We start from the raw sequence: 14,329 nt of genomic DNA, 5'->3' as shown, positions 1-14,329 counted from the left end.
GATGGCTTGCGGCCCGTGGCACGCACCGTAGCGGCCAAGGCCGTGAATGCCGCTGTGGGTGCCTGGCATCTGGCCGAACCGGGCCTTCCCTTGCGGGAGGAAGACATCGTGGACCCGCAGTCCCGATTGCAGTCACCAGTACTGCAGTCATCACCGGTACCCGCCAGGACCGGCCGCCTCCGGGTTGGTTGGGTCTGCACACCCCCTGCCCCCGGCTCCGGGGGTCACACCACCTTCTTCCGAATGGTTGAGGAGATGGAAGAACGCGGCCACCTCTGCACCCTGTTCCTTTACGACCCCAACGATGACGACATCAGCCGTCACGAAGAGACCATCCGAAGCCACTGGCCGGCGCTGCGTGCCGGGGTTCGCAGCGCCACAAATGGGATGGAAGGGGTGGACGCCATTATTGCCAGTTCCTGGCCCACGGCACACGTTGCCGCGGGAAGGGCACCCGGCGGCGTCCACCTCTTCTATTTCATCCAGGACTACGAGCCATACTTCTATCCGCGCGGATTCCTTTACGCGCTGGCAGAGGACAGCTACCGCCTTGGACTGACCAACGTGGCCCTCGGCGGGATGATTGGCGAGGTCATGCAAGCAGAACTGGGCGAACCCCCTCACGCTGTGGTTCCTTTCGGCTGCGACACGGGCACGTACCGACTACTCAAGCCCCCACCACGCAACGTCCGTGCCGGAGTGGTCTACTACGCCAAAAGGAAGGTCGACCGGCGCGGCTATCTGCTGGCCAAGCTGGCTTTGGAACGCTTCCATGCGCTCCACCCCGAACAGGAGATCCACATCTACGGAGACACCGTTACCGGGTGGGATATTCCGGTGACGAACCACGGCAACCTCACGCCTAATGAATTGAATAGCCTTTACAACCGCACCATTGCCGGCCTGGCTATTTCCTTCACCAACATCTCCCTGGTCCCCGGGGAACTCCTCGCAGCAGGAAACGTGCCAGTCCTGAACCATTCCGCCTTTGCCTCAGGACTGCTCAGGGATCCCGACGCCGTGTGGGCACCTGCCACCCCGACCGGGTTGGCCACCGCGCTCGCAGAAGTTGTCGGCGCCCCCGGCATCGAGGAACGCGCCCAAACCATCGCGGGCAGGAAGCGTCCCGACTGGTCCAAAACACGTGAAGAATTCGCCCGTCTGCTGGAAAACTCATGCGCGTCCATGCCTCACCAGGCGCCCTTGCATTCACTGCGCGGAGGCCGGGCATGAAGCGGATGAAGAAGTTTCTCGTGTTCCCTCCGGCCAGGGAAATACAAACCGGAGATCTTGATGGCACCTCGGGGGACGCCAATCATGTGGGCCTCCTGCTTAAATTCGCAGCCTTCGGAATCTTTTTCTTCCCCTCCAACATGGTGGTGAAGCCAATAGGCGCAGTGGGCACCGTTCCCATCATGTTGGCCCTCCTGCTTCTGGTATTTTGGCTCTGCTCGGCCCTTTTCGGACTGCACAATCCACTGAAAAGCAGCCATCCGGGACGGCTCGGGCTGGGAATGCTATGGGTGGGAACGTGCGCGTCCTATGTGGCACTGTTCTCCGGCTTCACCGGCAACACCAATGTTTCCGCCCAGGCCGCGGCAGACCGATGGCTGATCCTGATCCTCGCATGCGGTGGGATAGTCCTGGTTGCCACTGAGGCAGTCCGCACCCTCAACGACGCCATGTCACTGGTGCGGGCAATCCTTGCCGGGGCCTTCTTTTGCTGCCTCATTGCCTTGGTCCAATTCCTTTTCCGTGTCAACCCGATGCTGTGGGTCCAGGAGGCAATGCCCGGATTCACGGATAACGGCGGAAACACGGCATTCCAAGTACGCGGGCTGATGACACGCGTCGCAGGCAGCACCTTCCACTCCATTGAACTGGCGGTAGTTTGCGCCATGTTGCTGCCCTTGTCGATCTGGCGGGCAATCTACGACAGGACCGGCCACAAATGGCTGCACTGGACGGGTACAGGCTTGCTGGTTGTCGCCATCGCCTCAACCGTTTCGAGGTCCGGTGTCCTGGGACTGTTCCTGGGGATGGTGGTGTTCATCCCGTTCCTGCCCCGCTCAGCACGGCGATGGGCAGTAGTAGCAGCCCCGGCAGCCATGGCGGCACTTTTTGTGGCAATCCCAGGACTTGTGGGAACCCTGACGTCCTCTTTCACCGCCGGGGACAGCGACCCCTCACTCACAACGCGCACCAACAACTACCCACGCGTGGCCGAGATGTTCGGTGAACTGCCCTTCCTGGGGCTTGGACCCGGAAACTACATGCCGGAGAACGCCCTCTACATCTTGGACAACCAGTACCTCAACTCCCTGGTCACCCTGGGCCTGGTGGGCTTCATCGGCATGGTGGCCTATCTCGTCCTGCCGGCCATGTCATCGTTCATCGCAGCGCGCGCTTCCCGGATCCCACCCCTCCGCTGCCTCGCCGGGGCAGTGGCAGCTGCAGGTGCGGTGGCCGCCGGTTGCTCGCTGACCTTCGACTCGATGGCATTTCCCGTGTTTGCCCTGATGTACCCCTTCATCATTGGCCTCGGAGGAGGCGCATGGATCATGATTCGCCGTGAAATCGAGCTACGGGAAACCACTGCTCCAGAGAAGAACAACAGCGGCCCGCCCCTGTACAGACTCAACCGAAAACCTTCCACTCCGAATGTCGAGGCGATCACATGGACCCGGTAGCAGTCATCAAGACGTTGTGGCACCACAAATTCATAGTGCTGCCTGTCCTGCTGGTGACGGCACTGGCAGCCATCTACGTGTACTCCTTTGCCCCGCGATCGTATGAGGCGAAGGCAACGTATGCGATCGTCAACCCAAAGATCCCTACTGCTGCCGAGTTGGAGAAGAATCCCGAGCTGAATTCCCTCAATTCGGACAACCCGTACCTTCGATCAGCGGATTCATCACTGATTGCCCAAGTAGTGGGCACACGGCTGAACGACGATACAACCGGGGATGCCCTCCTTCGGGACGGACTGAGCACGGACTTCACCGTCCAGCGCCCGCCGGCCTCGTTCCTGATCGAAATTTCGGCGGCTTCAGAGAGCAAGGACAAGGCTGTTGCCACGGTAAAGGCCCTCGGCTCCAGGCTGGAAGCGGACCTCCTGGCCATCCAGTCAATCAATGGAGCCAATGAACGCTTCCTGTACACATCGCTGATGGTTGCCGCTCCCGACAACGCCACCGAGCAGTTTTCCAGCCGCCTCCGCTCGCTGATCGTTGTACTCGTGGCCGGGATTGTGCTCACCTTCGGCGCTGTGTCCATAGCCAGGGGCCTGGAGTCGTCACGTTCGCGGGCCCGTTCTGCGGCGCCGGCAGGGGAGCGGCGCAAGAAGTCCCGCCGCCCGCAGGACCACAAGGACGAGGACCCCAACGGCCGGCCCACCCTCCCCGGCCTCGAAGAGCTCACAGTCCGTGACGTCCTGAAACCCGCGCCAGCAGATCAGTTCTTCGCCGCCAATGGGCCGTTGAGTGAATCCCTGCGGTCCCACAGCAACGGCAAGTCGCCCATAAAGGAAACATCCGCCTGAAAGGCAACCAGTGAAACCAAGGACAGCAGGCATCCTGGGGGGAACTGTCCTCGCCAGCCTTGTCATAGTGGTCGCTGCCGCAAGCGGCGTTCCACCCTTCACTGGGCCGGACACACCCAATGGCGGTCCACCCACCACTCCAGCAAGCACTCCATCGGGTTTTGACGGAGTGGTGTTGCGCCCCGTCGATGGCGGCGCGGACTATTACGCACAGTTCAGCGGCAGCCTCCCCGCCGATCCAGCGTATTTCCCCATCGCCGTATGGTTCGAAAGTGTCCTGGACCAAGGGAATATCGCCTTGGACAAGGAAGCCGGGCTCAACACCTACGTCGAGCTAACCGCCAATTCCGACCTCCAACTGGTCAAGGCGTCTGGCATGTACGCCATCCCCACCTTCAGTTCCGCAGATGCCTCAGGCTTTGCCCTCAGCGACGAAGTGGACATGTGGGCAGGACCGGGCAGCGCCCCGTGGACAGGCAAATATCCCGGCGAAGGGCCCCTCTGCGTGCCGGAGGCAAGCAAATGCGGCTACACCGTCCAGAAGGAACGCCGCGCAGTAGCACCACAAGGAGCCATGCTGTATGCCAACTACGGCAAGGGCGTGGCCTTCTGGCTTTCCGATGAGGAGTCCGTGGAGTTCTTCAAAGGCATCCAGGACGTTGTCTCGGCTGATACCTACTGGTTCACCGACCCCAGTATCTGTGCCAAAGGTGAAGGCGGCGCGATCGTCGGGTACACACGAGACCTCACACAGGAAGAATGCAGGCTCGCCGCTAACTACGGCTGGACCATCGAACGCATCCGAAAACTGCAGGCAGGCGGAAACACTACGCCCATCTGGGCCTTCGTGGAGGCCGGACACCCCTTCAAGGACTCGCCCAACGCCACAACCATCAGCGCTCCCGAAATCCGTGCAGCGGTATGGAGCAGCCTGATCCACGGCGCCCGCGGCGTGATCTACTTCAACCACAACTTCGGGGGCGACTGCATCTCCCAGCACGTACTCCGTGACTGCGGCGCGCTGGTCAGGCCAACAGTAACGGCACTGAACAAACAAATCTCAGAGCTTGCACCCGTCCTCAACGGGCCCTTCCTCGACGGCGCCACCACGGCCACCGGCCCAGTGGACTTCACCACCAAACTGCACGACCACAAGGTCTACATCTTTGCCGGCGCCAACAAGGAGGCCGGCGGGCAGGCAACCTTCCACGTCCAGTGCGGCGGGAGCACCGCCGTCGTCCTCGACGAGAACCGGACCATTCCCGTGGTGGACGGCAGTTTCACAGACACCTTCTCCGACGGAAACGCCGTGCACCTCTACCGTGTCGAAGGCGGCGGGAGCTGCGGCTTCTGACTAGCGGCTGCTGTCGTCCCGCTCCCAGGCGGCAGCAGGCTTGCGAACCAACAGCGGACGACGGCGGCCCGCAGCAGCGAAGACGGCGTAAACGGCGGCGTCAACTGCAGAAAACGGACCCCTGACGGAGGAAAGCAGTTCACGCACAGTCCGAGACGTCGTCGCCGAATCCTGCCCGTCCTGCTGCGCATTTCCCCGATAGCTCCGCCGCAGGACAGCAAGCAGGGACACCCTGGTCCGCGGCGTCCTCACCACCACAGGCTCAGTGGGCAGGACTGCCTTCTCCTCCGCTGCGAAGAGCCGGTCCACGTAGTAGTCATCCCCGGTCAGGGCCGGAAACGCGCCCAGCCGATCATGCCCGTCCCTGCTGAGGGCGTACGCCCCCGCACCCCAAAGGCCTTGGGCGTTGCCGGGTACCCGGCTCCTGGCCCTGTAATAGGACCGCACCAGCGCAGAAGCACCTCTGGTGTCATACCGGAAGGCCGGACGGGCAGCCAGCAGCGGCCCGCCGTCAAGGGCCTTCAGGACCGACTCGAGGGCCCCGGTGCTGACCTCGATGTCCGCGTCCAGGTATAGGCGGGGCCAACGGTTCGTCGCCTGATCTGCGGCATTCAAAGCCTCGGTCTTGGAAGCAGCATCCAGGGACAGGACCCGCACGCCCGGGAACGTCGACGCAATGGCCTCCGTCCCATCGGTACAGCCATTACACGCCACAATGACCTCAACAGAGCCCCACGCCATCACGCCCTTCAACGACTCAAGGGTCCTGGCGATTACAGCGGCCTCATTATGCGCGGGAATGATGACGGCGCCCGATGGTGGCGGCTCGTCCGACACGGGGGACTGCCCACCGCGGGTGGCATGAGGCAACCCCTGCCACCGCCTCCGGTCAAGCACAGCCAGGGCAGCCCCACGGTGCCCAGGCTTATGGAGACGGACAAGTTCCGAAACCAACACCGCCGCAGTGAACGCCGCCAGCGTGCGTCGACCGCAATACTTCGCCGCATACCGAACCCGATTGACAGACATCAGCGCCGTCAACTGCGGCGACGTCCCGGAGCCCCCGCGTTCATGCCACATCCGGGCGGAAGGCTCAAACCAGATCGAACGTCCCGTCTCCCGAACCCGCCTGCAATAGTCCGTCTCCTCCGAATACAGGAAAAACTGCTCGTCCCAGTCACCCACGTCCCTTGTCGCATCCGCACGGATCAACAGCGCCGCACCCGTCGCCCAATCAACACAGTGTGCATAGTGGTAACTCTCAGGATCAAAATCCATCTCGGACAACCACCCGGGCCTGCCCTGCACCCGGCCGCCCAGGGCCGCATCCCCCAGCGCTCGCAGAACGCCCGGTTCGCGGCGCAGCGACGGGTACACGCTGCCGTCGTCGTCCAGAAGGACCGGAACTACCATTCCTGCGCCGGAGAGTGCCATTCTTCGGCGCAGGGCAGCAACCGCTCCGGGCTCCACACGCAGGTCCGGGTTGAGGATGAGGTAGGCATCCGCTGCTCCGGCCATTCGCATAGCGGCATTGATTCCGCCGGCGTATCCAAGGTTCCCTCCGGTGCTCACGGCGACGACGTCAGGATGCCGGGCCAGTTCGGCCATGGTGAGGTCATCGGGGGAATTATCGGCCACCACCACTTTCAGTGACTGCTCCTTTGTTTCCCCACGCAGGCTGGAGACCAAGGCCTGGACGTCGTCGGCATTGTTGTAGGTCACTACAATCACGGCGACGTCGGCCATTGACGCTGCCGGCAGGAACGATCCCGGACCACGGCTGGGCCCGTGCTCCGGGACGGCTGGGGCTTTGGTCCCAGGGATCACGTCCCTCGAACCGGGCACCGAAGAGGGCAACGCTGCAGTACTGGACATCCGCAGGGTGAAGTACGCCTGCGGTCCGTCCACCAGGTATCGCCGGGCCAGGCGTCGTGGTTCCAGCATCAATCGCCAGGCCCATTCCAGGCCGTGGGTACTGACCCATACCGGGGCGCGCGTGATCCGGCCCGCGAGGAAGTCGACAACGGCACCGAACGCGAGCAACACCTTGGCCCCCGTCAGCTGCCCGTACTCGGCAATCCAGAGCTCCTGCCGTGGTTTGCCCAAGCCCACCACCAGAATGTCCGCCTCGGAGGCGGCAATCTCGGCTGCCAAACGCGAGGATGCGCTCACATCACCAAGCACTGAACGCTCAGGTGCCCACCAACCTGCAACTGCCAGACCGGGACGCTCCTGGCTGAACCTGTTCCGGATGAGTTCCTGCGACTGAGGGCTTCCGCCCAGGAATCCCACGCGGAGACCACGGCGTACGGCCTCGTCCAGCAATGGTCCCACGAGGTCGCTGCCGGCCAGGCGGGGCCACGCAGAGCCGGTGATCCGCCCGGCTTCGGCAACCAACGGCGCACCATCGAGCAACGTCAACCATTCCACTTGTCCAGGCTGGTCCAGCGTGCCGCTCCACCGGCTGCCACGGCCGAAATGCTGGATGTGGTCCAGGTTTGCCGAGCAGACTCCCAAGGGCTTGGCTTCACCGTTGTGCGCACGGCCCAGGATTTCACTCACTGCCTTGTCGAAGTCCATGAGTTTCACTGGTGCTCCGCCCAGGTTCACCCATTGCTCTGCCCCGGATTGTTCCGCGAATTGGTCACTGGCAGTGGCTTGGTCGCTGGCAACCGGTCCCTTGGGCGCCGTGAGCAGCAGCGCTGTATCGTCGGCATCGATGGCGGTGGAACGGTGGGGGAGTGCGCCTCGTCGGGGCGCTATCTTTGGCAGCAGCATTCTCGGCTCTCCAGGCTTCGGGGTCCAGCTCAGGGCACAATAATTGAGCCGGCGATCCAATGCTGCTGCACTGCTTGGATCGCCGTGGACAGCAAATGCTGCCCAACCAACTTGTTCACTTGAGTTGTCTCCCGGCCCTGCCACATTGTGGGCTGCCGTAGGGCAACTTTAGGCCGTTTTGGCGGACTCCGCTAGGGCTCCAGTGCCGCCACATAGTCAGCAAGCCGTGGGGCGGCTGCAGGTGGATCAAAACCGCTGGCTCGAATTCCCGACAGATCCAGCATGCTGCTCCGGGGACGGGGAGCCGTGCCTGGCCCGGAATACGCTGCGGTACTGACGGACTGCACCAAACCGGGGTCGGCCCCGCACAAGCGGTATACCTCCCGGGCAATGTCCGCCCACGACTGCCGTTCGCCGCTGTTGCTGAGGTTGTACGTCCCGTAGGGGGCGTTGGTTTCGAGCAAATGCCGGATGCCCGCCGCGATGTCCGTGGCGAAGGTCAGACGGCCCCATTGGTCATCGACCACCGACGGTGACGTTCCGCGTGCGGCCAGCGCAGCCATGGTGCGCACAAAGTTTCGGCCCTCGCCCACAACCCAGCTGGTCCGCACAATAAAGTGTCGCGGCACCGACGCCACAGCAGCGTCCCCGGCCGCTTTGCTCTGGCCATAGACCCCCAGCGGCGTGGGGTCTTCATCTTCCCGGTGAATGTCCGCCGTGCCGTCGAACACATAGTCGCTGGAGATATGAACCAGCGTCAGCGAATGTTCGACGGCGGTCCTCGCCAACAGGGCCACTGCGGTTGCGTTGATTCTCCAGGCAGCTGCCCGGCCGTCGGCGGTCTCTGCAGCGTCCACTCCCGTGAATGCTGCTGCGTTGATGATGGTGGAATACTTCCGCCAGTCAGTTGCCACATACGATGCTTCCAACGTGATGTCGAACTGCTCCCTGTCCGCAAATTCCACAGTTTCGTCACCTGCAAATGCGGTCCGCAGTGCGTTTCCCAGCTGGCCATTTGATCCAAGGACCAGGGTGCGCCGCCGTTTCATGGGTTCCACTCCAGGTAATCGCGGATGATTTCGGTCCTGCGGGGACACGACCGCCTTGTCCAGGGAAATCGGCCACGGGACAGCCACTGCTTCGTCGGCCAAATTCAGGAAGGTGTAATCCTTCTGCGCCTCCGCGCTCCAATGGTCGTTGACCAGGTAGGTGTAGGCGGTGCCGTCCTCGAGCGTCTGGAAAGCGTTGCCTACACCCCGAGGGACGTAGATCGCGTCCTTGGCTGTCAGCTCCGCATAAAACAGTGTCCCAAAGGTGGTTCCTTCCCGCAGGTCCACCCACGCGCCGAAGATTCGTCCGGAGGCGAGGGAAATGAACTTGTCCCATGGTTCGGCGTGAATGCCACGAGTGGTGCCGCGGGCGGCATTGAAGGAAATATTGTTCTGCACCGGGCCGAAATCCGGCAGCCCAAGGTCCGCCATTTTCTTCCGGTGCCAGTTCTCTTTGAACCAGCCCCGGTCATCCCCATGAACCGGCAGCTCAAAAAGCATCAAGCCCGGGATGGGTGTAGCCCTTGTCCGCAATTGCTGTGCCGGCTCCACTGTTCAGTGGCCCTGACCCGCGTACTTGGATTCTGTCCCAGCTTTCTGCGGACGCCACCAATCTTCGTTGTCCCTGTACCACTTCACGGTGTCAGCGATGCCGGCGTCGAAATCCGAGTACCGCGGCGACCAACCAAGTTCCCGCCTCAGTTTGCTCGAATCGATGGCGTAGCGAAGGTCGTGGCCGGGACGGTCACCCACCAGGTCATAGGCATCGCGAGGCTGGCCCATCAGCGAAAGAATCATTTCCACAACCTCGCGGTTGGATCGTTCACCGTCGGCTCCTATCAGGTACGTTTCACCCACGCGGCCGCGTTCGAGAATCGCCACCACGGCCGAGGAGTGGTCCTCTACGTGAATCCAGTCCCGGACGTTGAGCCCATTGCCGTAAAGGCGCGGCCGGGCACCTTCCAGGATGTTGGTGACCTGCCGGGGAATGAACTTCTCCACGTGTTGGTAAGGGCCGTAATTGTTGGAGCAATTGCTGATGGTCGCCTGGAGGCCGAATGACCTGACCCAAGCGCGAACCAACAAGTCCGAGCCTGCCTTCGTAGCCGAATACGGGCTGGTCGGCCGATACACGGAATCTTCAGTGAAGCGATGCGGATCATCCAGGGCCAGGTCTCCGTAGACCTCGTCCGTGGAGATGTGATGGAAACGCTTGCCGTGTTTGCGTGCGGCCTCAATGAGCGTGAAGGTACCCAGCAAGTTCGTGTCAACAAACGGACGGGGTTCCTCCAACGAGTTGTCATTGTGTGACTCGGCCGCAAAATGCACTACAGCGTCCACGGCGGCAGTCAACGTGTCCACGCTGTCGGCGTCGCAGATGTCGCCCTGGACGAAGTGGAAGCGTTCGGGAGGCAGCCCGGCGAGCGATTCGATGCTGCCCGCATAGGTCAGTTTGTCCAGGACCGTGACATGCAGGCCGGTGTGCTCCATGATGTAGTGGACAAAGTTGCATCCAATGAATCCGGCCCCGCCGGTGACAAGGATTCTCTGCATGGCCCTAGAGTAGCCGCCCGCGGCGAGACTGGGCACAGGTGAGGACGGCTGGTTTGCGAGGAATTGTTCTTGCAGGTGGAACGGGTTCGCGGCTCCACCCCATCACGCTCGGAATCAGCAAGCAGCTGGTTCCCGTGTTCGATAAGCCCATGATCTATTACCCCCTGTGCACGCTGATGCTCGCAGGGATCCGAGACATCCTGGTCATCACGACGCCAGGGGACGCAGCCCAGTTCCAGCGGCTCCTTGGCGATGGATCGCAGTTCGGTATCAACCTCAGCTATGCGGAGCAGCCGACGCCGGACGGCCTCGCCCAGGCGTTCATCCTCGGGGAGGACCACATTGGCAGCGGTAAAGTGGCGCTGATCCTCGGGGACAACATTTTCAACGGCCCCGGCATGGGCAACCAATTGCGCCACTACGCCGACGTCGACGGCGGCGCCATCTTCGGTTACTGGGTCAAGGACCCGTCCGCCTACGGAGTGGTGGAATTCGACGACGACGGCCTGGCCGTTTCCATCGAGGAGAAGCCGGCCGTGCCGAAGAGCAATTACGCCGTCCCCGGCCTGTACTTTTACGACAACAACGTGGTTGCCATGGCGAAAGACCTCCAACCATCCCCGCGTGGGGAACTGGAGATCACGGACATCAACCGCAAGTACATGGAACTCGGCCAGTTGCACGTGCAGAAATTTCCACGGGGTACCGCCTGGCTGGACACGGGAACCTTCAGCGACCTGAACGACGCCTCAAACTACGTCCGCACCACGGAGAACCGGCAGGGCTTGAAGATCGGCGCCCCTGAAGAAGTGGCGTGGCGGATGGGCTACCTGAACGACGACGAACTTCGCCAACAGGCCGCCAAGCTCGCCAAGAGCGGGTACGGGAACTACCTTCTGGACATCCTGGACCGCCAATAGCACCGAATTACGTGGCGGACACGTCTTCGAGGGCGCGGGCAATTTCTGCGGGAAGAACGCTCAATTGCGCGTCCAGTAGTTCTTTGAGTTGCACGGCGTTCCTGGCGCCGACAACAGCTGTCGCAACGCCCGGGCGCGAGAGCAGCCAGCTCAGGGAAACGTCCAGGGGAGACCGCCCCAGTCCGCGGGCAGCCATTGCCACCGCCTCCACCACCCGTGAGGCTTTCGGCTCGAGGTAAGGCTCCACATAGGCTGCGAGACGGCTCTGCGCTGCCCTGGAATCGGCCGGAATCTGCCCGCGGTATTTTCCGCTCAGGACGCCCCGACCCAGCGGCGCCCAGGCCATGAGCCCCAGCCCCGCGTCTTCCACGGCAGGGATCAGTTCCTCCTCGGCCCGGCGCTGAACCAGGGAGTATTCCGACTGGTTTGCCACCAGTGTGAATCCGGCCACGGCGGCGGCTTTGGCTGTCTGCCATCCGTTGTAGTTGGAAATTCCGACGTAGCGGGCCCGGCCGCTGCGTTGGGCGAGTTCCAACGCTGAAAGGGTTTCATCCAAGGGAACATTCGGGTCCCACTCGTGGGCGAACCAGATGTCGATGTAGTCGGTTCCCAGCCTGGCCAGGCTGGCGTCCAGGGCGGACAGCATCGCCCCGCGGGAGGCGTTGATGCTGCGCCTGGAGTCCGACGACGACACCCCGGCTTTGGTGGAGATGACCAGTTCGGAGCGGGCCACCACATCGCCCAGCATGGACCCCAGCATCGCTTCGGCCTGGCCCTGGGCGTACGAGGCTGCGGTGTCAACCACAGTGCCTCCGGCAGCTACGAAGGCGTGCAGCACTTCGGCCGCGTCCTGTTCATCTGTTTCCTGGGCCCAGGACATGGTTCCGAGGGACAAAGAGGACACACGGAATCCGCTGTTTCCGACATAACGCTGCTGCATAGCTGCTAGCTTACGGGCAGTTCCCAGTCTTCATGACGTAGGGTCTATTCACGTGAACTGGATAGAAGCAGCCTTGCTGGGCCTGGTGCAGGGCCTCACCGAATTCCTCCCGATCTCTTCAAGTGCGCACCTGCGGATTGTCGGCTCATTCCTTCCGGGTGCCGCTGATCCGGGTGCCGCTTTTACTGCGATCACCCAGCTGGGAACCGAAACCGCGGTCATTGTGTACTTCTGGCGCGACATCGTCAGAATCGTTCGCGCATGGTTTGGTTCCCTGACCGGGAAAGTCGAACGCAGCAACCCGGATGCCCGCATGGGCTGGTTGGTCATTTTGGGCAGCCTGCCCATCATCGTCCTGGGCCTGTTGTTCCAGGACCAGATTGAATCCGTTCTGCGCAGTATGTGGATCGTTGCCACCATGCTGATTGTGTTCGGCATGATCCTGGCTGTCGCCGACGCCATCGGCCGGCAGGACAGAGACCTCACGCAGCTGAGTTACAAGCACGGCATCCTGTACGGCTTCGCTCAAGCCATGGCACTGATTCCCGGTGTCTCCCGGTCCGGCGGCACCATCACGGCGGGCCTGCTCATGGGCTACACCCGTGAGGCTGCTGCGAGGTATTCGTTCCTTCTGGCCATTCCGGCTGTGTTCGGCAGTGGCCTCTACCAGCTCTACAAGACCGTTTCGAATGACGGCCTTTCCGGACCGTACGGGCTTCCTGAGACCGCCTTGGCCACCGTCATCGCCTTTGTCGTGGGCTACATCATCATCGGCTGGTTCCTGAAGTTCGTCTCCACACGGAGTTACCGGCTCTTCGTTTGGTACCGCATCCTCCTGGGCCTGGCGTTGTATGTCCTGCTCGGTTTCAATGTGATCAGCGCCTAGCACTAAGGTTGAGTCGTGAAATCGTGGACCTCCCGCCCTGTTCCTGAGCTGCCCGGCAGCATGCCGCAACTACGACTGTTCGACACAGCCCTTGGCCGCGTCGTGGAGGTTGAACGGCAACCGGAACAATCCATGTACGTCTGCGGCATCACGCCATATGACGCTACCCACATGGGACATGCGGCCAGTTATGTGGCATTCGATCTCCTGAACCGGGCATGGCGCGACGCCGGCATCCGGGTGTCTTACGTCCAGAACGTCACGGATGTCGATGACCCCCTGCTGGAGCGCGCCACCGCCACTGGTGTGGACTGGCGCGACTTGGCGCAGAGCCAGATCGAGTTGTTCCAGACGGACATGGACGCACTCAACGTACTGGCACCAAACCACTACATCGGTGCCGTGGAGGCGATCCCGGACATTGTGCCCGCCATCGAGCGCCTCATTGCCGACGGTGTGGCCTACCGCGTTCAAGGATCCGACGGTGAACCCGACGGCGATGTCTATTACGACGTCGAAATGGCCGGCAAACGTTCCGACGCAACCGACGCCTGGACCCTGGGCGACGTGTCAGGACTTGGCGAAGCAGAGATGCTGACCTTGTTCGCTGAACGCGGCGGAGACCCTGCCAGGCCGGGCAAACGCAATGCCCTGGACCCCTTGCTCTGGCGCGTGGCCCGCGACGGCGAACCCAACTGGCCCGGCGCGACTCTTGGCGACGGCCGGCCCGGTTGGCACATTGAATGTACGGTCATCGCGCAGAAGTACCTCCCGGCACCCTTCACCGTCCAAGGCGGCGGATCGGACCTCATCTTCCCGCACCACGAAATGGGAGCCGGGCACGCCTACTCCCTCTCCGGCGTCCCGCTGGCACGGCACTACTCGCATGCGGGCATGGTGGGCCTGGACGGCGAGAAGATGAGCAAATCCAAGGGCAACCTGGTCCTTGTCTCCAAGCTCCGCGCGGCCGGTGAGGAACCAGCAGCCATCCGACTGGCCATTCTTGCCAACCACTACCGTTCTGATTGGTCATGGACCGATGCGGAGTTCTCGGCCGCCAAAGACCGACTGGCACAGTGGCGTGAGGCCGCGGAGCATGCACCTACCGGATCGGCGGGACCCCTGGTGGCAGCCATGCGCAATGAGTTGGCCAACGACCTCAACGCTCCCGGAGCCATCGCCGCCGTCGATTACTGGGCAGGAGAAGCGTTGCGCTCCGGCGCGGAGAAGTCCGCACAGGACGCTGCCCTGGTGATGGATGCCATCGACGCTTTGCTTGGGGTGGAACTCTAGGGCGCGAATCCGCA

General features: G+C 62.5%; 11 protein-coding genes. 7 read left to right on the top strand and 4 right to left on the bottom strand.

The window, feature by feature from the left end; translation table 11 throughout:
• Window positions 1-15 precede the first annotated feature (15 nt).
• Genes ACSSVG_RS21040 through ACSSVG_RS21025 form a run of 4 tightly spaced genes read left to right on the top strand, consistent with a single transcriptional unit; the run spans window position 16 to window position 4,895 of the window.
• Window positions 16-1,233 (top strand): glycosyltransferase family protein, encoded by a 1,218-nt coding sequence (locus tag ACSSVG_RS21040; protein ID WP_492416120.1) that lies wholly within the window; start codon window positions 16-18, stop codon window positions 1,231-1,233.
• Window positions 1,234-1,238: 5 nt separating this feature from the next.
• Window positions 1,239-2,690, top strand: a complete 1,452-nt coding sequence (locus ACSSVG_RS21035; RefSeq protein WP_253468257.1) for an O-antigen ligase family protein — start codon at window positions 1,239-1,241, stop codon at window positions 2,688-2,690.
• Window positions 2,678-3,541 carry a chain-length determining protein gene (locus tag ACSSVG_RS21030; protein WP_231340156.1) on the top strand — a complete coding sequence of 288 codons (864 nt, stop codon included), beginning with the start codon at window positions 2,678-2,680 and terminating at the stop codon, window positions 3,539-3,541. The genes ACSSVG_RS21035 and ACSSVG_RS21030 overlap by 13 nt, the downstream gene beginning before the upstream one ends.
• A gap of 10 nt (window positions 3,542-3,551) precedes the next feature.
• Window positions 3,552-4,895 (top strand): hypothetical protein, encoded by a 1,344-nt coding sequence (locus tag ACSSVG_RS21025; protein WP_492416117.1) that lies wholly within the window; start codon window positions 3,552-3,554, stop codon window positions 4,893-4,895.
• On the opposite strand, the gene ACSSVG_RS21020 is transcribed toward ACSSVG_RS21025, so the two are convergent.
• From ACSSVG_RS21020 to rfbB, 3 genes are all read right to left on the bottom strand, one after another.
• Window positions 4,896-7,673: a WecB/TagA/CpsF family glycosyltransferase gene (locus tag ACSSVG_RS21020; RefSeq protein WP_492416115.1), complete on the bottom strand. Its 2,778-nt coding sequence runs from the start codon at window positions 7,671-7,673 to the stop codon at window positions 4,896-4,898. It lies immediately after the preceding gene.
• 191 nt (window positions 7,674-7,864) lie between these two features.
• Entirely contained in the window at window positions 7,865-9,223 is a 1,359-nt protein-coding gene (locus ACSSVG_RS21015; protein ID WP_492419264.1) for a sugar nucleotide-binding protein, read from the bottom strand.
• A 54-nt stretch (window positions 9,224-9,277) separates the two neighbouring features.
• Window positions 9,278-10,276: a dTDP-glucose 4,6-dehydratase gene (gene rfbB / locus ACSSVG_RS21010; RefSeq protein ID WP_231340152.1), complete on the bottom strand. Its 999-nt coding sequence runs from the start codon at window positions 10,274-10,276 to the stop codon at window positions 9,278-9,280.
• Window positions 10,277-10,329: 53 nt separating this feature from the next.
• Here rfbB and rfbA point away from each other — a divergent pair, with 53 nt between their 5' ends.
• Complete coding sequence (gene rfbA / locus ACSSVG_RS21005) at window positions 10,330-11,196, top strand: glucose-1-phosphate thymidylyltransferase RfbA (RefSeq protein WP_231340151.1); 867 nt, start codon at window positions 10,330-10,332, stop codon at window positions 11,194-11,196.
• Between the two features lie 7 nt (window positions 11,197-11,203).
• Here rfbA and ACSSVG_RS21000 read toward each other — a convergent pair whose 3' ends face one another.
• On the bottom strand, window positions 11,204-12,136 hold the full coding sequence (locus tag ACSSVG_RS21000) for an aldo/keto reductase (protein ID WP_231340150.1): 933 nt from the start codon (window positions 12,134-12,136) through the stop codon (window positions 11,204-11,206).
• Between the two features lie 52 nt (window positions 12,137-12,188).
• Here ACSSVG_RS21000 and ACSSVG_RS20995 point away from each other — a divergent pair, with 52 nt between their 5' ends.
• Both ACSSVG_RS20995 and mshC read left to right on the top strand, forming a co-directional pair.
• Window positions 12,189-13,022 carry an undecaprenyl-diphosphate phosphatase gene (locus ACSSVG_RS20995; protein WP_231340149.1) on the top strand — a complete coding sequence of 278 codons (834 nt, stop codon included), beginning with the start codon at window positions 12,189-12,191 and terminating at the stop codon, window positions 13,020-13,022.
• A 15-nt stretch (window positions 13,023-13,037) separates the two neighbouring features.
• The gene (mshC, locus tag ACSSVG_RS20990; RefSeq protein ID WP_492416113.1) at window positions 13,038-14,315 is read left to right on the top strand and encodes a cysteine--1-D-myo-inosityl 2-amino-2-deoxy-alpha-D-glucopyranoside ligase; all 1,278 of its coding nucleotides are present in this window, start codon (window positions 13,038-13,040) and stop codon (window positions 14,313-14,315) included.
• Window positions 14,316-14,329: the final 14 nt, after the last annotated feature.

It is taken from the genome of Paenarthrobacter sp. E2MeOHC11 (assembly GCF_058744955.1).
The sequence above is the reverse complement of the archived record's forward strand: the minus strand, read 5'-3'. Positions and strand labels throughout refer to the sequence as shown.